Here is a 21005-nt window from a genome sequence, read left to right as displayed (position 1 = left end):
GCCCCTCCTCGCGGCCACCGTCGCACGCCCTCCTCGCACCTACGTCGCACGCCCTCCTCGCACCTGCGTCGTACGCTCTCCTCGCCGCGCCACACCCCGCGCGGCGGCCCCGGCCCGGCCGGAGGAGCACCGCGGCGACGAGGAGGTCGTGCCCGTGCCGACGCCCGACGCGACGTCTCGCCCCGCCCTGCGCCGGCCCCCGCGCCTCCACCCGAGGAAGGACCACGCATGACCGAGCAGCCCACCGAGCACCCCGCCCGCACCGCGATCGTCACCGGAGGAGCCCGCGGCATCGGCGCCGCGACCGCCCGCCGCCTCGCCGCCGACGGGTGCGCCGTCGCCGTCCTCGACCTGCGCGAGGAGCAGGCCGCCGAGACCGCCGCGGGCATCGTCGCCGCCGGCGGGCGCGCGATCGGGGTCGGCGCGGACGTCGCCGACGCCGACGCCGCCGAGGCCGCCGTCGCCCGCGTGACCGACGAGCTGGGCGCGCCCACCGTGCTGGTCAACAACGCCGGCATCCTGCGCGACAACCTGCTGTTCAAGATGTCCGAGGACGACTGGGACGCCGTGCTGCGCGTGCACCTGCGCGGCGCGTTCGTCATGTCGCGCGCCGTGCAGTCGCACATGGTCTCGGCCGGCTGGGGCCGCATCGTCAACCTGTCCAGCACGTCCGCCCTCGGCAACCGCGGCCAGGCGAACTACTCCGCCGCGAAGGCGGGCATGCAGGGCTTCACCAAGACCCTCGCGATCGAGCTGGGCAAGTTCGGCGTCACCGCCAACGCCGTCGCGCCCGGCGTCGTCGCCACGGAGATGATCGCCGCGACGGCCGAGCGCATCGGCATGAGCCTGGACGACTACCTCGCCGCCGCCGCGAAGGACGTGCCCGTCGGGCGCGCCGGCCGGCCCGAGGACATCGCCGCCGCGGTGGCGTTCTTCTGCTCCGAGGAGGCCGGGTACGTCTCCGGGCAGGTGCTCTACGTCGCGGGCGGGCCGAAGGCATGAGCGCCGGGGACGGCGGCGCCCCGATCCGCGTCGCCTCCCCCGCCGCGCTGGCGGACGCGGTCGGGCGACGGGCCACCGGCGCCTGGTTCACCGTGGACCAGGCGCGGATCGACGCGTTCGCCGCCGCCACCGAGGACCACCAGTGGATCCATGTGGACCCGGACCGCGCGGCGGCCGGCCCGTTCGGCACGACGATCGCGCACGGGTTCCTCACGCTGTCCCTGCTGCCCCGCCTGGCGTCGTCGCTCGTCGAGGTGGGCGGCGTCGCGATGGCGATGAACTACGGGCTGGACCGCGTGCGGTTCCTCGCGCCCGTGCCGGCCGGCTCGCGCGTCCGGGCGACGACGGAGCTCACCGGTGCGGAGGCCGTCTCGCAGGGCGTGCGGCTGGCGTCCACCGTGACCGTCGAGATCGAGGGCGGGCAGCGCCCCGCCCTCGTCGCCCAGGCGCTGGAGCTGTACGTACCCGAGCCGGGCTGAGCACGGCCGGGGCGGGACGGGCGCGGGCCCCGTGTCGCCCTGGCCGCCCGCGGCACCCGTCCGGCACGATGGCGGCATGGACTTCGAGCGCCCGCTTCCCCCCGACCCGTACTCGCTGCTCCCCGTCCCCGTCACGTTCACGCTGCGCAGCGCGGACGTCACGGAGGGCGAGCCCCTCGACCCCGACTTCAGCGTCGACGGCGCGGACGTGTCGCCGCACCTCGAGTGGTCCGGCGCCCCGGCGGGCACCCGCTCGTACGTGGTGAGCTGCTTCGACCCGGACGCCCCGACGCCGTCGGGCTACTGGCACTGGACGGCCGCCGACGTGCCCGCGGACGTGACGTCCCTGGCCCGCGGCGCGGGTGCGGTCGGCGGGGCCGGGCTGCCCGCCGGGGCGTTCCACGTGCCCAGCGACGGCGGCCGGCTCGGCTTCGAGGGCGCGGGCCCGCCGCCCGGGGACCACGCGCACCGCTACGTGTTCGCCGTGCACGCCCTCGACGTCCCGTCGCTCGGTCTGTCGGAGGCGAACAGCCCGGTGCACGTGGCGTTCAACGTCTACTTCCACACCCTCGCGCGCGCCACGCTCACGGCGACCTACCGGCGATGAGCGGCGCCACGTCCGGGCTCCCCGGGCTCCCCGTCCTCGGCGACCTCGCCTGGGCGCCGGCGCTCGAGCACCCCGACCTGCTCGCGGACCCGGTGCGCGCCGCGCTCGAGTCCTGGGCGGCCGACGACGACCGCGTGGCCCGGCAGGTCGCGGTGGTGGAGATCGACCCGGACCACGCGGACACCGCCACGCTCAACGAGCGGCACGGCCTGCCACCCGAGGCGTCCGCGAACTGCGTGGTCGTGGCCGGCCGCCGGGGCGACGTCGAGCGGATCGCGGCATGCGTCGTCACGGCCACGACCTTCGCCGACGTGAACACGCGGGTGCGCAAGCTGCTGGACGCGCGCAAGGCGTCGTTCCTGCCGGTGGACCGCGCGACGGCGGAGTCCGGGATGGAGTACGGCGGCATCACGCCCGTCGGCCTGCCCGCCGGGTGGCGCGTGCTCGTGGACGCGCGGTTCGCCGCGCCCGGCGCGCTGGCGCTGATGGGCTCGGGCGTGCGCCGCTCCAAGCTGCTCATGCCGGGCGAGCTGCTGTGCGCGCTGCCGGGCGTCGAGGTGGTCGAGGACCTCGGCGTCGCCCGCTGATCGTCCTCGCCCGCGCTCATGCGGGCTGCGGCGGATCCTCCCCGACCAGCCCGTCGACGGCCTCCCGGAACAGGTCGGCGTGCCCCACGTGCCGCGCGTACTCGTCGGCGAGGTCGACGAGGATGCGCCGCACGTTGGGCGTGAACCCGTCGGGGAACGTCAGCCGGGAGGGCGCGTCCAGCCCGCCGTCGAGCACCTGCGCCCACGTGGTCCGGGACCGCGCGACGGCGGCCTCCCAGGTCGCGTAGAGCTCCTCGGGGGTGTCGCGGGCCGCGGAGGTCCAGTCCCAGCGCGGGTCCGCCTCCCAGTCGGCAGGGTCCCACGGCGCGCCCTCGGGCCACCCGAAGGCGCGCGACGTCACGTCGTCCTCCACGAACGCCAGGTGCTTGACCAGCCCGCCCAGCGTCATCTGCGACGGCGGGTGCGGTCGGCGCAGCGCCTCGGCGTCGAGCCCGCCCACCTTCCAGGCGAACTGCGCGCGGGCACGGTCGACGGAGAAGAGGAGCATCTCCGCCTCCCCGGCGAGCGGGCCGGGTTCGTCGATCCTCGTGTCCAGCGTGTTCTCGGTCATCCTCCGGACGCTAGACCCGCGCGCCGACACGCTCACGTGCGCAGCGCCCCGCGGTCGGCGCGGGGTCAGCGCGCGGCGGTCAGCACTCCGCGCGGCCGCGGCGCCAGTAGCCCATGAAGGCGACGGCCTTGCGGTCCACGCCCTTCTCGGAGACGAGGTAGCGACGCAGCGTCTTGATGGAGCCGGCCTCGCCGGCGAGCCAGGCGTAGAGCACGGTGTCCTGCGCGAGCGGCTGGCCGGTCGCGTCGACGGGGACCTCCCACAGGATGTCCGCGTCGATGTCGACGTCGGGCAGCTCGCCGTCCAGGTCGACGCCGGCGGCGGTCAGGGCCGGGCGGTCGCCCTCGGCCTCGAGCAGCTCGGGGGCCACGGGCGCGTCGGACGACGGGCGCACGCCCATGGCGAGCAGCCGGTCGGCGGCCTCCTTCACGGCGGGGACGAGCACGTCGCCGTGCTCGCGGTCCTCGCGGGGCAGCCAGGAGATCCGCACGCCGGCCGGCGCGGCCAGGGTCCAGCGGTCCTCGGGGTGCGGCACCTCGAGGAAGACCTCGCCCACGGCGTCCTCGGGCAGCGACTCGCAGATCGCCGCGATGGCGGGGACGGCGGTCTCGTCGCCGGCGAGCAGCAGCGCGTGGCTGCGCTGCGGCGGGTTGAACTCCAGCCCTCCGTGCGGGCCGTCGGTGTATCCGGCGTTGGGGCCCATGATGACCAGCGGGGCGCCCGGCGTGGCGCCGTTCGCCCAGCGGGACGCGGGCCCGGTGTCGCCGTGCAGCACGATGTCGACGTCCACCTCGTGCAGGTCCTGGCGGACGGCGCGGACGGTGTACGTGCGCAGCGGGTTACGACGCTCCTCGGGCAGCGCGCGCCACGACGTGAACCAGTCGGGGTTCTGCCGGTCGAGGTACTCCCAGCCGCCGCATGGCGCGGGGAGCAGGAACTTGATCCGCTGGTCCTTGCCGTTGTCGGCGAAGAGGTGCAGGTCCTCGCCGGTGAACGTGATGCGGATGAACGACGGGCAGAGGCGGGTCACGCGCGAGACCGTGACGTCGAACATGCGGTAGGGCTGCTCGGGGACCACCTGCGGCGTGGTCTGGTCGGCGCGCTCGGTCGCCTGGACGGTCTCGGTCACGGTGGTAAGCCTAACCTCACCTCGCCGGGGGTCCGCAAGCCCGGGTGAGCGGCGTCACACCCGCGAGGCCTCCCCCACGCCGCGGACCACGACGACGGGGCAGGCCGCCGTCCGCACCAGCGTGTGCGTGGCGGAGCCCAGCAGCAGCGAGGCGAAGCCTCCGCGCCCCCGGGTGCCCAGGAGCAGCCGCTCGGCGTCCTCCGCCTCCCGGTGCAGCACCCGCGCCACCTGCCCCTCGCGGGTCAGGCCCACGACCTCGAGGGCGCCCTCGGCCGCACCCCGCTCGCGCAGCCGCTCCTCCACGCGCGCCAGCGCCTGCTCCAGCACCGCGCCGGCGTCCGCCTCGGTGATGTCGTGCCCCTCGTGCTCGGTGGGCCCGCGCGACGCGACCCACTCGGTCACGCCAGGGCGCCACACGACGACGACGCGCAATGCGCGCCCGAGCTCCCAGGCGGTGCCGGTGGCGGCGTCGAGCGCGAGGCCCGCCGGCTCCGAGCCGTCGTAGCCGACGACGACGGGCGCGTCGGGGGGCAGGTCGGGGCGCACGCCCTCGGCGGGCACGACGACGACCGGGCAGTGCGCGTGCGCGGTCACCTGGAGCACCACGGTGCCCCGCAGCGCCTCGTACAGCCCGCCGTGCCGCGACGCGCCCAGCACGAGGGCGCCGGCGTCGGCGGACATGCCGACGAGCGCCGAGGCGGGCGAGGCGTACTCGACGAACGTCTCGGTGTCCACGCCGGGCGCGACGTCGCGGGCACGCGCGGCGGCCTCCTCGACCACCGGCCACGCCCCGGCGTCGCCGCGCTCCCCCAGGTCACCGCCGTGGGGGTGGGTCGCCGTCCCGGTGTCGCGGGCGTCGCGCACGTAGACGACGCGCAGCACGGCGCCGCGCACGCGGGCCTCGCGCGCCGCCCACGCCAGGGCGACGTCGGCGGGTCCCGACGCGTCGTAGCCCACCACCAGCGGGGCGGCCTGGTGCTCGCTCACCCCGCCATCGTCTCTCGGGACGGCCCCGCTCGACACCGCGCCCGACCCGGTCGCGACGGAGGGTCAGGCGGTGCCGCGGCCTCGCGAGCGCCAGAGCAGGTAGACGAAGTACGGCGCGCCCAGCAGGGCGGTGCCGAGCCCGGCGGGGATCTGCCCGGGCGCGATGACGACGCGCCCGAGGGTGTCGGCGGCCGACACGAGCAGGGCACCGAGCAGCACGGCGACGGGCAGCACGCGGGCGTGCCGCGCGCCGACCAGTGCCCGCGCGGCGTGCGGCGCGACGAGGCCGACGAAGCCGATGACGCCGACCGCGCAGACGGCGGCCGCGGTGGTCAGCGCCGCCGCGCCCAGCAGCACGAGGCGCGTGCGGTCCACGGCGAGGCCGAGCACGCGGGGCATGTCCTCGTCGAGGGAGAGCACGTCGAGCTCGCGCCGGTAGGTCGCCGCGAGCGGCACCATGACGACCAGCGCCAGGGCGACGGGCAGCAGCTGCTCGAGGCTGCGCCCGTAGGTGGAGCCCGACAGCCAGGTCAGGGCGAGGTTGACGTCCCACGGGGAGATCACGAGGACGACGAGCGTGATGAGCGCCGTCGTGCCCGCCTGCGCGCCGATGCCGACCAGGACGAGCCGTTCGGACCCGAGGCCGCCGCGCGACGACAGCAGGTACACGAGGGCGAAGACGACGAGCGCGCCGACCCCCGCGGCGGCGGACATCGACCAGATCCCGACCCCCGGCACGAGCAGGATCATGAGGACCGCGCCGAGGCCCGCGCCCGACGTCACGCCGAGCAGGCTGGGCTCGGCGAGCGGGTTGCGGCACACCGCCTGCACGATCGTGCCGGCGAGCGCCAGGGCCCCGCCCGCGAGGACGGCGGCGAGCACGCGCGGCACGCGCTGGTCGAGGACGAAGGAGACCTGCCGCCCGGCGGCGCCCTGCAGCCAGTTCGACACGTCGCCGAGCAGCACGAGCCGGTCCCCCAGCAGGAGCCCGGCGACCACCGCCGCCACGAGGGCGGCGACCAGGACGACGAGCACGGTGACGACCCGGGCCCGCGACCGGGGCCGGCCGAGCGCGCCGCGGGCGCCCCGCGCCCCGGCCCCGGAGTCGCGCAGGCGCCGCGCCATCCACACGAGGATGCCGGCGCCGAGGACGGTCGTCACGACGCCCGTGGGCACCGCGACGGACGCCTGACCGGGCAGGAGCGCGCGCAGCAGGACGTCGGAGCCGAGCACCACGATCACGCCGACGAGGGCCGAGAACGGCAGGAGCAGCACGTGCCGGCCGAGGCCGGGCACCTTGCGCCCCACGAGGCGGGCGATGACGGGGGCGGCCAGGCCCACGAAGCCGATGGGTCCCGCCACGGTCACGGCGATCGCGGCGAGCAGCACGGCCGCCAGCACCGCGAGCACCCGGGTGCGCCGCACGTCGATGCCGAGCACGCGGGCGGCGTCGTCCCCGAGGCCGAGCAGGTCGAGCCGGCGGGCGAGCAGCAGCGCGCCCACGACGCCGACGGCGACGACGGGTGCGGCGAGGCTGACGGTTCGCGTGCCGGACTGGACGATGCTGCCGCTGCCCCAGGCGAAGAGGCCGGTGGTCTCCTGCTCGAAGAGGACGAGCAGCACCATCGTCAGGGAGTGCAGCGCCAGCATGATGGCCGACCCGGCCAGGACGAGCCTCGTCGGGCCGTCCGCCCCGCCGCGGGCGAGGGCCAGCACGAGCCCGGCGGCGGCCAGCCCGCCGAGGAACGCGAGGCCGCCCTGCAGGTAGAACGGCACAGTGAGGCCGAGCGCGGCCGCCGCGACCACCGTGACGTACGCCCCGGCGTTGACCGCCAGCGTGTCGGGCGAGGCGAGCGGGTTGCGCGCCACCGACTGGAGCACCGCGCCGGCGACGCCGAGGGCGACGCCGACGAGCAGCCCCGCCAGCAGGCGCGGCAGCCGGGAGGACAGGAGCACCGCGACCGTGCCGTCGGTGTCCGCGCCGACGGCGGCGCGCAGCACGTCGAGCGCCCCGACGTCGGCCGTGCCCTGCGCGAGGTGGACGGCGGACAGCACGAGGACGGCGACGACGGCGAGGGCGAACGCCGCGACGACGCGCGCGGGCGCCGCTCGCCGCCCCGGCGCGGTGGCGGGGGCGGCGGACGGCAGGGAGACGGTCACGGACACGTGCGGCGGGCGGTCAGGCGAGCGCGTCGACGAGCGCGTCGATGTACGCGGCGCCCGACAGCGGGCCGCCGAACATCCAGATGCCGTCCGGGATGCGGTGCACGTCGCCGGCGGTGACGAACGGCAGCTGCTCCCAGACCTTGTTGTCCTTGAGGCCGTCGGCGAACGGGTCAGCCTCGGAGTCGTTCGCGGCGTAGACGAACTTCACGTCGTCGAGCTTCGTGAGGCCCTCGACGTCGGTCTGCGCGAGCCCGTAGTCGGGGTCGCCGCCCTCGGTCCAGGCGTCCTTGAGGCCGACGGCCTCGCCGAGCGCGCCGAAGAACGACCCGGGCGTGTACATCCGGACGGACACGGTGCCGTTCGCGATCCAGCCGTCGGCCATCGCGAACTCGGCGCCGCCGAGGTCCGCGGCCTCGAGGGCCGCCTTGCCCTCGGCGACCTTGGCGTCGAAGTCCTTCAGCGCGGACGCGGCGGCGTCCTGCGTGCCGGTGACCTCGCCGAGGGTGGTCACCGTCTCCTTCATGTACCCGAGCGGGTCGGTGCCGTCGGAGCCGCGCAGCGTGAGGACGGGAGCGACCTCCTCGATCTGCGTGATGACGTTCTCCGGCAGGTCGGTCGTGGTCACGACCAGGTCCGGCTCGAGCGCCGAGATCGCGTCGAGGCTCGGCTCGCCGCGGTCGCCGACGTCGGGCGTGCCCTCGTCGATCGGCGCGGTGGTGTCCCAGGTGTTGTAGCCCTTGACGTCGGCCTGGCCGGCGGGCTGCACGCCGAGCGCGACGAGGTTCTCGGTGAGCCCCCACTCCAGCGAGACGACGTCGGTGGCGGGGGCGTCCAGCGTGTGCTCGCCGCGCTCGTCGGTGTACGTGACGGGGCCGGTCGCGGCCGAGGTCTCGGGGGCGGCCTCCGCGGCGGGGTCCTCGGTGGTGCCGCAGGCCGCGAGGGAGAGGGCGGCCACCGCGGCGGTGGCGCCGACGAGCAGCGAGCGGGTGGGGGTGCGCATGGGTGTCTCGGTGTCCTTCGTGTCGGCACGCCGCGGGGCGGGCGCGCGGGGCCGCCGGCGCGGGCCGGCGGGAGGTCGGTGGGGTCAGGCGCGCGCGTCGTGCCGGCCGACGGCCTCGCAGCGGGTGCGCCCGGTACCCGGGTGGGTCATGACGTCGACGCGGATGCCGTAGACCTCGGTGAGGAGCTCGCTGGTGAGCACCTCGGCGGCGGGGCCGGAGGCCCGCACCTCGCCGCGGTGCAGCACCACGACGTGGTCGGCGACGGCGGCGGCCTGGTTGAGGTCGTGCAGGACGACGCCGACGGCCACGCCGTGCTCGGCGGCGAGGTCCCGCACCAGGTCGAGCAGCTCCACCTGGTAGCGCAGGTCGAGGTAGGTCGTGGGCTCGTCGAGCAGCAGCACGCCGGTGTCCTGAGCGAGGCAGGTCGCGAGCCACACGCGCTGCAGCTCCCCGCCGGAGAGCTCGTCCACGCCCCGCTCGGCCATGTCGGCCACGCCCGTGACGTCCATGGCGTGCGCGATGGCGCGCGGCCCGTCGGCGTCGGCGGAGCGGAACCGCCCGCGGTAGGGGTGGCGGCCGTAGGCGACGACGTCGCGCACGGTGACGCCGCTCGGCGTGGGGTGGCTCTGCGAGAGCAGCGTGACCCGGCGGGCGAAGTCCTTCGGGTGCAGGGCCAGGGCGTCGGTCGCGCCGCTGCCGTCCGCGAGCGTGACGCTGCCCGCGTCGGGACGGTGCAGGCGGGCGAGCGAGCGCAGCAGCGTCGACTTGCCCGAGCCGTTGGGGCCCAGCAGCGCGGTCACGGCGCCCGGCCGCAGCTCGATCGCGGCGCCGTCGACGACGGTGCGGCGGTCGTAGGAGAGCCGCAGGTCGCGCCCGGCCAGCGCGGCAGCGGGGCGGGCGGCGAGCACGGGGGGCGCCGAGGACGCCAGGGTCTGACTCACGTAGGTGAGGCTAACCTTCACCAGATCATTTCGTCATCCCCCTGTTGCGTAATTCCCTGTGACTCGGGTCACGCCGGGCCCCACGGAGCGGTTGACACGGGCCATCGTCGATGACAGCGTTATCACCGCCCTGGTCTAGACCAATGGAGGTAACCATGACCATGCCCACGAGACCCCGCAACGCCGCCGGTCTCCTCTCCGCCGCCGCGCTCCTCGCCGCGGCGGCCGTCGCCGTCCCGGCCGCCGCGGCGTCCGCCGCGCCGCTCGCGCCGTCGAGCCTCGCGACCCCGTCGACCTCGTCGCGCTCCGCGGCCGCCGACCTGCCGGTCGTCAGCCCCGCGCCCCAGCAGATGTGGCGCGCCGGCCGCGACGTGCCCCTTACCGGGAGGGTCGACGTCGTCGTCGACGAGCACACCGACGCCCCCGCCCGCGACGCGCTGGTCCGGGCGCTGCGCGCCCACGGGGTCACGAAGGTCCGCGTGATCGACCCCGCCGGGTCGGCGGGGCCCGGTCGGGCGCCGCTGCAGCTCCTGCTCGGCGACGCCGGCCGCGCCGACGTGCGCGCCGCCCTCGGCGACGTGTCCGTCCCCGACCACGCCGAGGGGTACGCCCTGCGCGTCGACCGCGGCGCGGGAGGCGGCGTCGGCACCGTGGCCCTCGCCGGGGCGGACGCGGACGGTCAGTTCTACGCCGTGAAGTCGTTCCAGCAGCTCCTCGTCACCCGGGGAGGCGACACGTCCGTCGCGGGCGCGGCCGTGCAGGACTTCCCGTCCATGCCGCTGCGCGGCACCATCGAGGGCTTCTACGGCGAGCCGTGGACGGCGGCCGAGCGGCTCGACCAGATGGCGTTCTACGGCGACCTCAAGGCGAACACCTACGTTTACGCGCCCAAGGACGACCCGTACCACCGCGAGCAGTGGCGAGACCCGTACCCCGCGGACAAGCTCGCCGAGCTCACGGACCTCGTCGACGCGGCCACCGCGAACCACGTGCGCTTCACGTTCGCGCTCTCCCCCGGCAACAGCATCTGCTACACCAGCGACGCCGACATGGCCGCCCTCGAGGCCAAGTTCCAGGCCCTGTACGACGTCGGGGTGCGGGCCTTCAACGTGCCCCTCGACGACATCGACTACTCGCGCTGGGCGTGCGACTCCGACCGCGAGGCCTACGGCGACCCGTCGCCCGGGGCCGCCGGCCAGGCGCAGGCCGACTTCCTCACCCGGGTGCAGCAGGGCTGGATCGAGACGCACGACGGCGCCCAGCCCCTCCAGATGGTGCCGACCGAGTACTACAACACCACCGAGTCGCCCTACAAGGCCGCGCTACGCACCATGGACGACGACGTCGTCGTCATGTGGACCGGCAACGACGTCGTGCCGCAGTCGATCTCGATCGCGCAGGCCCAGGAGGCCGACACCGTGTTCGGCGGGCCCACGTTCCTCTGGGACAACTACCCCGTGAACGACTTCGGGCAGACCAGCGGCCGGCTCCTGCTCGCGCCCTACGACAAGCGCGAGCCCGGCCTCTCCGACCACCTGGCGGGCCTCGTCTCCAACCCGATGAACCAGGCCGCGGCCAGCAAGGTCGCCGTCTTCGGCATGCTCGACTTCGCCTGGCACGACCGCGGCTACGACCGCGACCGCAGCTGGACCGAGGCGATGCGCTACCTCGCCCACGACGACGAGCGGGCCGTCGAGGCGCTCCTCGCGTTCGGCGACCTCAACCACCTGGCGCCGAGCTTCGGCGACCCGTGGCAGCCGCAGGCCCCCGCGCTCGCGGCCGACGTCGCCACGTTCTGGGACCGCTGGGAGGCCGGCGACCGGCAGGCCGCCGTCGACGGGCTGCGGCACCGCGCCGAGCTCGTCGCCGCGATCCCCGAGACCCTGCGGTCCGCGGACGTCGACCCCGGCTTCCTCTCCGACGCGAGGCCCTGGCTCGACGCCGACGACCTGTGGGGCGACGCCTTCGTCGCCACCCTCGACGCCGCGCAGGCGGACGTCGACGGCGACGACGCCGCCCGCGACGCCCTCCTCGCCCGGGCGAAGGAGTCCGCCGACTCCGCGGCGAAGGTGCTCGTGGACCCGCCGGACAACCGCTGGGGCGTCGCCCCGGTGAAGCTGGGCGACGGCGTGCTCGACACCTTCCTCACCGCCCTGGGCGGTGACCTCAGCTCCTGACCGTGCCGCCCGGACGAGCCACGGGGGCGAGGGGTCGGCGCGCGCCGGCCCCTCGCCCCCGACCCGCTCCGGTTCACACCGGTTCACACCGGGTCACTTCAGGTCACCCCGGCGCTCCGGCCTCCTGGACCCACATCACTCCCAGCTCGCGCAGCATCGCCGCGGCGCCCGCGCCGTGCATGACGGACCGCTCCCCCAGCGCCGAGTACCGCGGGCGGCGCACGTCGCTCGGCGGCAGCCGCCGGGCGAGGGCGGCCTCGACCGTGTCGAGCAGCCGCGCACCGGCCCGGCGCACCGGCCCGTCGATGACGACGTCCGCGACGTCGAGGATCGCGACCTGGGCGCAGATCAGCGCCGCCAGCCCCTCCGCGGCGCGGTCGACGCGCGCGGCCAGCGCCCGCAGCTCGCCCGACGCGGGGCCGTCCCCCGGCGCCGCGACGTCGTCGAGCCGCTCGACCGGGAGTCCCTCGAGCACCGCGGGCAGGCCGGCGACGGTCTCCAGGCAGCCGCGCCGCCCGCAGGAGCAGAGTCGGTCGCTCACGCCGAGGTCGATGTGCCCGACCTCGCCCGCGCGCTGCCGGTCGCCGAGGTGGACGCGCCCGTCGAGCAGCACGGCCGAGCCGACGCCCGTGTCGACGTGCAGCACGATGACGCCCGCGCCCGGGGCGCCCTGGTGGGAGACCTCCGACAGCGCGACGGCCGTCGCGTCGTTCACGAGGACGACCTCGTGCCCGAGGACGGCGGCCAGCGGGCCGGCGAGGTCCACGTCCTCCCACCCGAGCTGCAGGGCCTCGGTGACCCGGCCGTCCGGGGAGACGATGCCCGGGACGGCCACGCCCACGGCGAGCAGCTCGCGGCCGTCGCGCTCGGCCAGGCCGGCGAGCAGCGGGGCGAGCGCCCCGACCACGTCGTCCGCCGTGGGGCCCGCGGCCAGCGGCGCCCGCGCCGTCGCCCCGATCGCCCCGTCGAGCCCGCCGACCCCGGCGCGCACGCCGCCCGGCGTCACGTCGGCCATCAGCAGGCAGGAGTGCTGGGTGTCGACCCGCAGCGGCGTCGCGGGCTTGCCCCGGCCCTGCGGGCGGCCCGCGCCCTCGGCGACCAGGCGCCGGGCCACCAGGTCCTGCACGATCTCGGACACCACCGCGCGGGCGAGCCCGACCGAGCGCGCGATGTCGGCCCGGGAGACCTCGCCGGCGCCGCTCAGCACGCTCTGCAGCACCAGCCGGGTGTTGCGCTCGCGCAGCCCCGCAGGGGTCGCCTTCTGCGCGACGCGCACCGGTCCCGACGTCATCGACCCTCCCCGCGGCCTCGAGGACCCGGCGACGGGCGCCTACCCGGCCCCGTAGACCGCCAGCTCCTGCAGATGGAGGCTATAGGCATTGGTGGTGTTCCCGAACCCGGTGACCCGCACGTACCGGTAGCGGCCGTCGACGGCGTACCGGTCGCCCACGTCCGTCTGCGGGGCGTGCTCCGTCTTCTGGGCAAGCAGCGTCCAGGACTGGCCGTCGACGCTGCCCTCCACGCGGTAGAGGTACGACCGGCGGTCGGCGTAGTACGGCGTCACCCGGACCGCCGACAGGTCGTGGGCGGCGCCCAGGTCGACCTGCAGCGACGAGGGCGTCCCGCCGCACGCCGCCGGGAGGCAGAACCATCCCGTGCTCAGGTCGGCGTCGACCGCCTTGGCCGGCCCCCGGCCCGCCTCCGCGCTCGTGGCCGTCGCCGGCGCGCCCTCGCTGAGCGGCGTGGGCGGCGGCGCGTCGCAGGCCACCGTCGGCGCCCCGAAGGACAGCGCGTCGAAGTACCGGTTGGCGTCCGACTGGTCCACCTGCAGGCGCAGCTGGGTCACCCCGGTGACGTCCACGTCCAGGCGGACCGCCTCCGTGCCGGGGCCCGACGGGCCGCTGCGGAGCACGCCGGTCTGCTCCAGAAGCCTGCCGTCGCCGTAGACCCGCACCACCACGTCGCCGTCGGCGGTGTGGTTCATGGCGTCGTCGATGCCGACGACGGTCGTGAGGCTCTGGCAGGTGCCGCCGAGCTCGAAGCGCACGTCGGCGTTGGAGTTGGTGCCCAGGCCCTTCGCGTACGCCACCCCGTCGAGCCGGATCGGCGCACCGTCGCCGGCCGGGGTCGCGTCGGTGACCGTGTCCCGCTTCACCGGGTGCAGCCCGTCGTGGTTGCGCGACGAGGAGAACGCGAGGTCGCTGAGCTGGTAGCGCCCGGGCGACGCGACCGGGAGCACCGCCGACGCCGTCCTCTCCTGGGACCCGTCCGCCCGGTCGAAGCGGACCGTGACGTCGACGGTCACCTCGTCGGTGCCCTCCGGCAGCGCGGCGGTGCGGCGGATCGTCCAGGTCCGCTCGGCCGTCTCCCCGGGGCCGATCTCGTCCGGCTGTTCCCCGGTCGGGACCACCTCGACCCCGGCGGGCGCCGTGACCTCGACGCGTACGCCGGTGGCCGCGGCGAAGTAGTTGGTGTTGGTCACCGACGCGGTCACCTGCGCGGCCTCCGGCCCGGTGCCCGCCTGCGTGACCGAGCCCGTCGGCCGCAGGGTCAGGGGGACGTCGTAGCGGTCGTCCTGCAGGCGGTGGAGCGTCCGCGACGCCTCCCGGTAGGCGCTGCCCGACGGCCGGGTCGGGTAGACCGTGCGGTCCGCGATCCACTCCTCCGCCATCGCGTCGTAGTCGATGTCGGGCAGCGCCTCGCCGGTCTCCAGGTGCGCGCGGAGCGCGTCGAACAGGCGCTCCCACCGCGGCAGGTAGTAGTCGTCCAGCAGGCCGGACCGCTCGCGGTAGGCGTAGTCGTGCAGGTCGGTGGTCGCCGGCCCCCAGGAGGTGATCAGCCGGCGTGCGTCCTGCTCGAGGTCGGCCGCCTCCTGCGGGTCGCCAGCCGCGGCGCGCGCCTGCGCGGTCCACGGGCCCAGGAGGAAGTGCTCGTCGGTGCCCAGGAGGTCGTCGAGCCCGCGGATGTGCTCCGTCCAGGACCGCGTGAGGCGGGTGAGCTCGTCGAGGTCCCCGGCCTGGTACGCCGCCTGGATCTGGGGCAGCAGGGTGCGGGACCGGTCGGCCACCGACTGCCGCGCGACGTCGACCAGGTCGTACCGGTAGGCCGCGCTGCCCCGCAGCGACGGGTCCACGTCGAGCAGCGCGGGCAGGGCCCGCGCGAACGCCGCCGGGTCGTAGGCGAAGGCGGCCTGCGCGTACGTGTGCGGCCGCGTCGCCGACAGGCTGGGCGTCGCCGCGAACAGCCCGCCGTGCCCCGAGGAGCGGCCCCCGGTGGGCGGGATGGCGTACGCCGTGTCCGCGAGCACCTGCCACGCCCGGCGGGCGGCGGGGTCGGCCCCGCCGTAGCGCGCGTCGGCGTAGTCGGCGAACCAGCGGTCGACGTCGACCGGGCCGTCGTGCCAGGGCAGCTCGGCGAGGAACTCCATCGCGACGGGGTTGTTGCCGCTCGCCTCGGGCAGGATCGCCACGCCGTCGAGCGCGCTGCCGGGGCGCTCCAGCCACGCCCAGAACCGCTCGTTCCAGGCCCGGACCGGCGCGCCGATCGTCGAGTTCCCGCCGAAGTTCCAGATGGACCCGAAGGCGTAGGGCGTGCCCTTCCAGTCGCTGTCCCGGTCGGGCTTCAGCGCCCGGTCGGCGAGGCCGTCGACCACGAGCATCCGGCTTCGGTCGATCGCTGCGACGGTCTCCGGGCGCGGGTTGCTCTGCCAGCCGAGGATGACCCAGATCGCGCCCGGGTGGGCCGCCTCGAGCGCGTCCTGCACCGCCACCGACGCGTCGCCCACGGGGATGTCGCCGGCGCGCCCGCCCTCGTGCAGCAGGTCCATCTTGAACATCGTCGACGACCCCAGGACCCGCTCCTGCACGGCGTAGTACCGCTGCGCGACGCGGTCGAAGGTCGGGTCCGTGGGCGCCAGCCAGTCCGGCCTCGTGAACCCGCTCCACGTGCCCTGCGGCACCGTCTTCGCGCCGGGGTTGCGCTGCTCGAAGTCGGTCGGCACGGTGCCGAAGTAGCCGGGCAGCACCGGCGTGATGCCGAGCGAACGCATCCGGTCGGCGATCCGGCGGCCGAGGTCCGCGCGCTCGGCGAGCAGGTGCTCGGTGACCGGCGCCGTGAACCCGGACATGTTCTGCAGCAGCCACCACGGCTGGTAGCCGGGGCTCGGGACCCACTGCCGCATCTCCTGCGCCGAGTAGCCGAACGACTGCAGCGTCTCCGCGTAGACGGCGTCGGCGCCCACGGGCATGAACATCTCGTTCACGCCGTGCATGGCCGCCACGTCGATCTCCCGCTCCCAGTCCTCGAAGGTGCGGAAGGGGCCGGAGTAGCCGTCCTCGGTGTCGTTGCCGGAGAACCGGTGCGAGACGAGCGAGGTGTGCGTGATCGGCTCGCGCGGCAGAGGCAGCCGCGCCGGGAGGTCCAGCTGGTCCCCGGTCCAGGAGACGTCCGCCTGCGCGACGTCCTTGAGGTACCAGTTGACGCCCATGAGCAGGGCCGAGGTGCTGCTGCCCTCGACGACCAGCCGGCCGCCGTGCGCCGCGACCCGGAAGGTCTCGCGCCCGTCGTCGGCCGCGATGGTGGAAAGGCCCACCTGCCCGGCGTACCGCGGGCCGAGCACCCGCCGCAGGACGTCGCGCGCGGGCCGGGTGTCGAACGTGCCCGCTCCCGCCACGGTCCGTGCCGCACCGCCGTCCGTGGGTGGCGGTCCGGCGGCGCCGGCCGCGCCCGCCCCCGTCACGGCGAGCATCGCGACGCCGACCAGCGTGGCGAGCGCCTTCGTGGAGAACTTCCGCAGCGTCGTGCTCCCGACCATGGTCTGCCCCTTTGCAGCGATTATGATCGCGGCCCAACCTAAACCCGCTCCACGGGCCGGTCAAGGGTCGCGGCGCCCGCCGCGGACGTCGCCCGGGCCCCGGTCGCAGCGGCCCCCTAGGGTGCGGTCATGACCGACGACGTGGGGCGAGCAGTCATCGCCGACCTCAGCACGATCCCCAACCCGCAGGCCGTGGACCGCACGGCCGTGGTCGAGCTCGGGGGCGTCGAGCAGTTCGTCTCGATCCGCGGCCGGGACCGCGCGAACCCGGTGCTCCTCGTCTGCCACGGCGGGCCCGCCGTCCCGTCGCTGCCCACGTCGTGGATCTGGCAGCGCGGCGTGGAGGACTACTTCACCGTCGTCAACTACGACCAGCGCGGCAGCGGCAGGTCCGTGGGCGGCGTCGTCGACGACACCGACATGAGCGTGGACCGCTACGTCGACGACCTCGTCGAGCTGATCGCCTGGCTGCAGGGCGAGCTCGGCGTCGAGCGGGTCGGTCTCCTCGGGCACAGCTGGGGCTCGATCCTCGGCGTCCTGCTCGCCCGGCGCCGGCCCGACCTGCTCTGGGCGTACGTCGGCGTCGGCCAGGTGATCTGCGGGCAGGACAACGAGTCCGAGGCCTTCGCCCACGCGGTGCGCAGCGCCACCGCCGACGGGAACGCCGGGGCGCTGGCCGAGCTGCGTGCCCTCGGCGACTACCCCGGCGAGGAGCCGCTCACCGTCGAGCGGATCATCGTGTGCCGGCGGTGGGCGCAGCACTACGGCGGCCTGTCCGCCTACCGCGCGGAGTCGCTGTACTTCTTCGAGTCCGAGGCGCTGTCGCCGTACTACTCCGCCGACGACCTGGAGCTCATCGGGGAGGGGCAGTCGATCACGCTCCCCCGCGTCCTGGACGACGTCCTCGGCTTCGACGCCAGCGACCAGGTCGAGTTCGACGTGCCGATCATCCAGCTCCTCGGCCGGCACGACTACACGACGCCCACCGCGCCCGTGGAGCGGTGGTTCGAGCGGGTCACCGCGCCGTCGAAGGACCTCGTCTGGTTCGAGCACTCGGCGCACCTGTGCATGCACGAGGAGCCCGGCAGGTTCGTCGTCAGCCTGGTGGACCTGGCGCTCCCGCACGCCACGCGCTGACCGCGACGCCCGGCGCGCCTAGCGCGTCGCCCAGAACGCCACGGCGGACGCGGCGGCGACGTTGAGCGAGTCCACTCCCCCGGCCATCGGGATCCGCACGACGACGTCGGCGGCGTCCACCGCGCCGCGCGAGAGGCCGTCGCCCTCGGTGCCCAGCACCATCGCGAGGCGCTCGGGCAGGTCGGCCACCAGGTCGTCGAGGGACACCGAGTCGTCGGAGAGGGCCAGGGCGGCGACGGTGAAGCCGTCCTCCTGGAGGGCGTGCAGACCGCCCGGCCACGACTCCAGGCGCGTCCACGGCACCTGGAAGACCGTCCCCATCGACACCCGCACCGAACGCCGGTACAGCGGGTCCGCGCAGCGCGGCGACACGAGGACGGCGTCCACGCCGAGGGCCGCGGCCCCGCGGAAGATGGCCCCGACGTTCGTGTGGTCGACGATGTCCTCCAGCACGGCGACGCGGCGCGCGCCGGCGCCGCCGCGGGCGCCCGCGATCAGCTCGTGCACGCTCGGCAGCACGGGGCGGTGCATGGCCGCGAGCGCCCCGCGGTGCAGGTGGAACCCGGTGATGCGCTGGACGACCTCGTCGCTCCCGACGTAGACGGGCGCGTCGGGGTGCGCGTCGATGACGTCGGCCATGGAGTCGAGCCACTTCTCGCCCATGAGGAACGACCGCGGCCGGTGGCCGGCCTCCAGCGCGCGGCGGATCACCGACGACGACTCGGCCATGTACAGCCCCTCGGCGGGCTCGCGCACGGAACGCAGCTTCACGTCCTTGAGGTCGGTGTAGTCGTGCAGGCGCGGGTCGGCGGGGTCGGCGATGCGGGTGACGCGGTCGGCCGGGGCGCCGGGCTCGGGGGTGCTCACCGGGGCATTCTCCCCCGGGACGGCAGCCGGTCCGCGACCGGGCCCCGCCGTCAGCGCGCCGGTCACCGCCCGAGGGCGTCCTCGAGCGTCGGCACGCCACCCGACGCGCGCCACGCGCCCGGCGTCCGGCCGTGGCGGCGCACGAAGGCGCGGTGGAAGCCCGGCACGGAGTCGTAGCCGACGCGGCGGGACACGGCCTCGACGGACGCGTCGCCGTCGCGCAGCAGCCGGGCCGCGGCGTCCAGGCGGCAGCCCGCGACGTACGCCATCGGCGGCTCGCCCACGGTGGCGGTGAACCGCTCGGCGAAGGCCGAGCGGGACAGGCGCGCGACGGCCGCCAGGGACTCCACGGTCCACGGGTCGGCGGGCGCCGCGTGCACGGCCCGCAGCACCGGGCCCAGCGCGGGGTCGCGCAGCGCGGCGATCCACCCGGACGCCGGCTCCTCGGCCTCCAGCCAGCCGCGCACCACGTGCACGAGCAGCACGTCCGCCAGGCGCGCGGTGACGACGTCGGTGCCCGGCCGCGGACGCCGCACCTCGTGGTCGATGGCGGTGACCAGCGCGCGGAGCCAGGTCCCGTCGGGATCCGCGCCGGACGCCGCGACGCCCGGGCCGTTCGTGCCGGGGGCCCGCAGGACCGGCGGGAGGCTGGCGAGCAGGCGGCCCACCCCGGGGTCGGTGAACCCGACCGCGCCGCACACGAGCGTCGCGGGGCGGCCACCGCCGTCGATGCGCAGCTGCTCGTACCGGTCGGCGACCACGGTCCGGTCCACGTCCCACAGCCCCGTCGCGGGGTCGTCGGCGGCACCGGTGATGCGGTGGCCGGTGCCGTGCGGCACCAGCACCAGGTCGCCGGGGGCGAGGTCGTGCCGCTCGCCCTCGACGTCGACGACGGCGCGCCCGTCGAGCAGCAGGTGGAACATCGTCGTGCCCGGCAGGGCCGGCAGCGCGAGCCCCCACGGCTCGGAGTAGCGGCCCGTGGAGCAGAAGACGGCGGTCATCTCGAGGTCGCCCAGCACCTGGGCCCACGGGTCCTCCTGCGGGAGCCCCGCGCCCGGCACGGGCAGCAGCGTCGCGGCGTCGGCCATGCCGCCATCCTCGCGCTGTTCCGGACGATCGGTCAAGAACCTCGGAGATCACGGCATGGTTCGTCCGCCCGTCGGGCGGAAGTCTGGGACCAGTCGCCGGGCCGCACGGGCCCGGCCGGAGGAAGGAAGAGTCATGGACGTGCTGGTGGTCGGAGCGACGCGAGGCAGCGGCCTCGCCCTGACCCGTCGCCTCGTGGCGGACGGGCACCGCGTCACCGCGTTCGGGCGGACGGCGAGCGCGACGTTCGGCCAGGTCGAGGGGCGGGTCGAAGGGCCGGGCAGCCTGCGGCCCCTCGACGGCGACGCGCTGGACCCGGAGTCGGTCGCCAAGGCCGTGGCCGGACAGGACGCCGTGGTCGTCACGCTCGGCATCTCGGACAACCCGCTGGCCGTGCAGTGGCTGCGCCGGTCGAGCACCCCGACGGACGTCCGCTCGCGCGGCACCGCGACCGTCGTCGCGGCCATGCGGGAGACCGGCGTGCGCCGGCTCGTCGTGCAGAGCACGTACGGCCTCGGCGACTCGTGGCGGCACCTGGACCTCACGTGGAAGCTGGTGTTCCGGTTCGTCATCGGCCGCCAGTTCACCGACTCGGGGCGGCAGGAGGACGTGGTGCGCGCCAGCGGGCTGGACTGGACGCTCGTGCGGCCCGTCTCGCTCACCAACTCCCCCGACGGCGCGCCCGCCGAGGCCCCCGCCCACGTCACGACCGACGACACCCGGCGCGGCCTCAAGGTCTCGCGGGCGCAGCTCGCCGGCGTGCACGCCGCGGCGCTCGGCGACCCGGGCACCGTCGGCGCCACGCTCAGCGTGTCGGCCTGAGCGCCGTCGGTGCGTCAGGCGGCGCGTCGGGCGGGGTGTCGGGGCGTCGTGCCAGGATCGCGGTCGTGACCACCGACCCCGCCCGCGCCGGCGTCGCGCCCGCCGTCGTCCTGCGCGACCGCGTCCCTGCCGACCTGCCCGCCCTCACCGAGGCCCTCGCCGGCCAGCAGCCGGCGTCGGGCTACCCGCACCGCTGGCCCCTGCCGTTCCCGGTCGAGGAGTTCATCGTCCGTCCCGACGAGGAGCGCGCCTGGGTCGCCGAGGTGGACGGCGCGGTCGTCGGGCACGTCAGCGTGACGGCCGTGCCCGACGACCGGTTCGGCGCGATCTGGTCCGCGGGCGCCGGTCGACCGGTCCACGAGCTGGGCTGCGTGTCCGTCCTGTTCGTCGGCCCCACGGCGCAGGGCCGGGGCGTCGGCGGCGCCCTCCTCGACGTCGCCGTCGCCCACCTGCACGCGCAGGGCCGCACCCCGGTGCTCGACGTCGACGACCGCGACGGCGTGGCGCACGCCGTCTACCTGCACCGCGGGTGGCGCGTGGTCGGCGAGGCCCGGTTCGACTGGCAGCGCGAGGGCGCGCCGCCGGCCCGGATGCTCGTCCTGCCCTGACCACACGAAGACATCGAGCGTGCTG

General features: G+C 75.8%; 18 protein-coding genes. 8 read left to right on the top strand and 10 right to left on the bottom strand.

The genetic code is table 11. The annotated features are described in order from the left end of the window. Positions 1-228: 228 nt before the first annotated feature. The 4 genes from fabG to ACFWDO_RS06005 all read left to right on the top strand — a co-directional run bounded on the left by fabG (position 229) and on the right by ACFWDO_RS06005 (position 2675). The gene (fabG, locus tag ACFWDO_RS06020) at positions 229-1002 is read left to right on the top strand and encodes a 3-oxoacyl-ACP reductase FabG (RefSeq protein ID WP_380320384.1); all 774 of its coding nucleotides are present in this window, start codon (positions 229-231) and stop codon (positions 1000-1002) included. Beyond that, complete coding sequence (locus ACFWDO_RS06015) at positions 999-1481, top strand: MaoC family dehydratase (RefSeq protein ID WP_380320387.1); 483 nt, start codon at positions 999-1001, stop codon at positions 1479-1481. The genes fabG and ACFWDO_RS06015 overlap by 4 nt, the downstream gene beginning before the upstream one ends. A gap of 76 nt (positions 1482-1557) precedes the next feature. Further along, positions 1558-2088 carry a YbhB/YbcL family Raf kinase inhibitor-like protein gene (locus ACFWDO_RS06010; protein WP_380320390.1) on the top strand — a complete coding sequence of 177 codons (531 nt, stop codon included), beginning with the start codon at positions 1558-1560 and terminating at the stop codon, positions 2086-2088. Beyond that, a complete protein-coding gene (locus tag ACFWDO_RS06005; RefSeq protein ID WP_380320393.1) occupies positions 2085-2675 on the top strand; it encodes a YbaK/EbsC family protein in 591 nt (196 codons plus the stop codon). Before ACFWDO_RS06010 ends, ACFWDO_RS06005 begins: the two co-directional genes overlap by 4 nt. A 16-nt stretch (positions 2676-2691) precedes the next feature. Here the strand turns inward: ACFWDO_RS06005 and ACFWDO_RS06000 are convergent, their stop codons facing one another. The 6 genes from ACFWDO_RS06000 to ACFWDO_RS05975 form a co-directional block, all read right to left on the bottom strand. Further along, entirely contained in the window at positions 2692-3246 is a 555-nt protein-coding gene (locus ACFWDO_RS06000; RefSeq protein WP_380320396.1) for a DinB family protein, read from the bottom strand. 79 nt (positions 3247-3325) lie between these two features. After that, the gene (locus tag ACFWDO_RS05995; protein ID WP_380320399.1) at positions 3326-4375 is read right to left on the bottom strand and encodes a siderophore-interacting protein; all 1050 of its coding nucleotides are present in this window, start codon (positions 4373-4375) and stop codon (positions 3326-3328) included. Positions 4376-4429: 54 nt separating this feature from the next. After that, positions 4430-5362 carry a universal stress protein gene (locus tag ACFWDO_RS05990; RefSeq protein ID WP_380320402.1) on the bottom strand — a complete coding sequence of 311 codons (933 nt, stop codon included), beginning with the start codon at positions 5360-5362 and terminating at the stop codon, positions 4430-4432. Positions 5363-5425: 63 nt separating this feature from the next. Further along, complete coding sequence (locus ACFWDO_RS05985; RefSeq protein WP_380320405.1) at positions 5426-7522, bottom strand: iron ABC transporter permease; 2097 nt, start codon at positions 7520-7522, stop codon at positions 5426-5428. Between the two features lie 19 nt (positions 7523-7541). Beyond that, positions 7542-8528, bottom strand: coding sequence for an ABC transporter substrate-binding protein (locus ACFWDO_RS05980; RefSeq protein ID WP_380320408.1), 987 nt, complete (start codon positions 8526-8528; stop codon positions 7542-7544). 84 nt (positions 8529-8612) lie between these two features. After that, positions 8613-9470, bottom strand: coding sequence for an ABC transporter ATP-binding protein (locus ACFWDO_RS05975; protein ID WP_380320411.1), 858 nt, complete (start codon positions 9468-9470; stop codon positions 8613-8615). Between the two features lie 155 nt (positions 9471-9625). Here ACFWDO_RS05975 and ACFWDO_RS05970 point away from each other — a divergent pair, with 155 nt between their 5' ends. Next, on the top strand, positions 9626-11647 hold the full coding sequence (locus tag ACFWDO_RS05970; RefSeq protein ID WP_380320414.1) for a beta-N-acetylglucosaminidase domain-containing protein: 2022 nt from the start codon (positions 9626-9628) through the stop codon (positions 11645-11647). 103 nt (positions 11648-11750) lie between these two features. Here ACFWDO_RS05970 and ACFWDO_RS05965 read toward each other — a convergent pair whose 3' ends face one another. Both ACFWDO_RS05965 and ACFWDO_RS05960 read right to left on the bottom strand, forming a co-directional pair. Further along, on the bottom strand, positions 11751-12938 hold the full coding sequence (locus tag ACFWDO_RS05965) for an ROK family transcriptional regulator (RefSeq protein WP_380319336.1): 1188 nt from the start codon (positions 12936-12938) through the stop codon (positions 11751-11753). Between the two features lie 39 nt (positions 12939-12977). Continuing rightward, positions 12978-16460, bottom strand: coding sequence for an alpha-N-acetylglucosaminidase TIM-barrel domain-containing protein (locus tag ACFWDO_RS05960; protein ID WP_380319333.1), 3483 nt, complete (start codon positions 16458-16460; stop codon positions 12978-12980). 129 nt (positions 16461-16589) lie between these two features. Between ACFWDO_RS05960 and ACFWDO_RS05955 the strand changes: the two genes are divergently transcribed. Continuing rightward, on the top strand, positions 16590-17597 hold the full coding sequence (locus tag ACFWDO_RS05955; protein WP_380319330.1) for an alpha/beta fold hydrolase: 1008 nt from the start codon (positions 16590-16592) through the stop codon (positions 17595-17597). An 18-nt stretch (positions 17598-17615) separates the two neighbouring features. On the opposite strand, the gene ACFWDO_RS05950 is transcribed toward ACFWDO_RS05955, so the two are convergent. Then, entirely contained in the window at positions 17616-18464 is an 849-nt protein-coding gene (locus ACFWDO_RS05950) for a TrmH family RNA methyltransferase (RefSeq protein WP_380319327.1), read from the bottom strand. Between the two features lie 62 nt (positions 18465-18526). Further along, entirely contained in the window at positions 18527-19552 is a 1026-nt protein-coding gene (locus ACFWDO_RS05945; RefSeq protein WP_380319324.1) for an AraC family transcriptional regulator, read from the bottom strand. 133 nt (positions 19553-19685) lie between these two features. Here ACFWDO_RS05945 and ACFWDO_RS05940 point away from each other — a divergent pair, with 133 nt between their 5' ends. Further along, positions 19686-20372 carry an NAD(P)-dependent oxidoreductase gene (locus ACFWDO_RS05940; protein WP_380319321.1) on the top strand — a complete coding sequence of 229 codons (687 nt, stop codon included), beginning with the start codon at positions 19686-19688 and terminating at the stop codon, positions 20370-20372. Between the two features lie 65 nt (positions 20373-20437). After that, positions 20438-20980 (top strand): GNAT family N-acetyltransferase, encoded by a 543-nt coding sequence (locus tag ACFWDO_RS05935; protein WP_380319318.1) that lies wholly within the window; start codon positions 20438-20440, stop codon positions 20978-20980. The last annotated feature ends 25 nt before the right edge of the window (positions 20981-21005 follow it).

The sequence above is a fragment of the Isoptericola sp. NPDC060185 genome (genome assembly GCF_042728595.1).
GTDB lineage: Bacteria > Actinomycetota > Actinomycetes > Actinomycetales > Cellulomonadaceae > Isoptericola.
Note: the sequence above shows the minus strand (reverse complement) of the source record. Positions and strands in the feature narration are given on the sequence as shown.

Coding starts and splice junctions, on each gene's coding strand:
- fabG (WP_380320384.1), top strand. CDS start 229: ATGACCGAGCAGCCCACCGAGCACCCCGCCCGCACCGCGATCGTCACC.
- ACFWDO_RS06015 (WP_380320387.1), top strand. CDS start 999: ATGAGCGCCGGGGACGGCGGCGCCCCGATCCGCGTCGCCTCCCCCGCC.
- ACFWDO_RS06010 (WP_380320390.1), top strand. CDS start 1,558: ATGGACTTCGAGCGCCCGCTTCCCCCCGACCCGTACTCGCTGCTCCCC.
- ACFWDO_RS06005 (WP_380320393.1), top strand. CDS start 2,085: ATGAGCGGCGCCACGTCCGGGCTCCCCGGGCTCCCCGTCCTCGGCGAC.
- ACFWDO_RS06000 (WP_380320396.1), bottom strand. CDS start 3,246: ATGACCGAGAACACGCTGGACACGAGGATCGACGAACCCGGCCCGCTC.
- ACFWDO_RS05980 (WP_380320408.1), bottom strand. CDS start 8,528: ATGCGCACCCCCACCCGCTCGCTGCTCGTCGGCGCCACCGCCGCGGTG.
- ACFWDO_RS05970 (WP_380320414.1), top strand. CDS start 9,626: ATGACCATGCCCACGAGACCCCGCAACGCCGCCGGTCTCCTCTCCGCC.
- ACFWDO_RS05965 (WP_380319336.1), bottom strand. CDS start 12,938: ATGACGTCGGGACCGGTGCGCGTCGCGCAGAAGGCGACCCCTGCGGGG.
- ACFWDO_RS05960 (WP_380319333.1), bottom strand. CDS start 16,460: ATGGTCGGGAGCACGACGCTGCGGAAGTTCTCCACGAAGGCGCTCGCC.
- ACFWDO_RS05955 (WP_380319330.1), top strand. CDS start 16,590: ATGACCGACGACGTGGGGCGAGCAGTCATCGCCGACCTCAGCACGATC.
- ACFWDO_RS05945 (WP_380319324.1), bottom strand. CDS start 19,552: ATGGCCGACGCCGCGACGCTGCTGCCCGTGCCGGGCGCGGGGCTCCCG.
- ACFWDO_RS05940 (WP_380319321.1), top strand. CDS start 19,686: ATGGACGTGCTGGTGGTCGGAGCGACGCGAGGCAGCGGCCTCGCCCTG.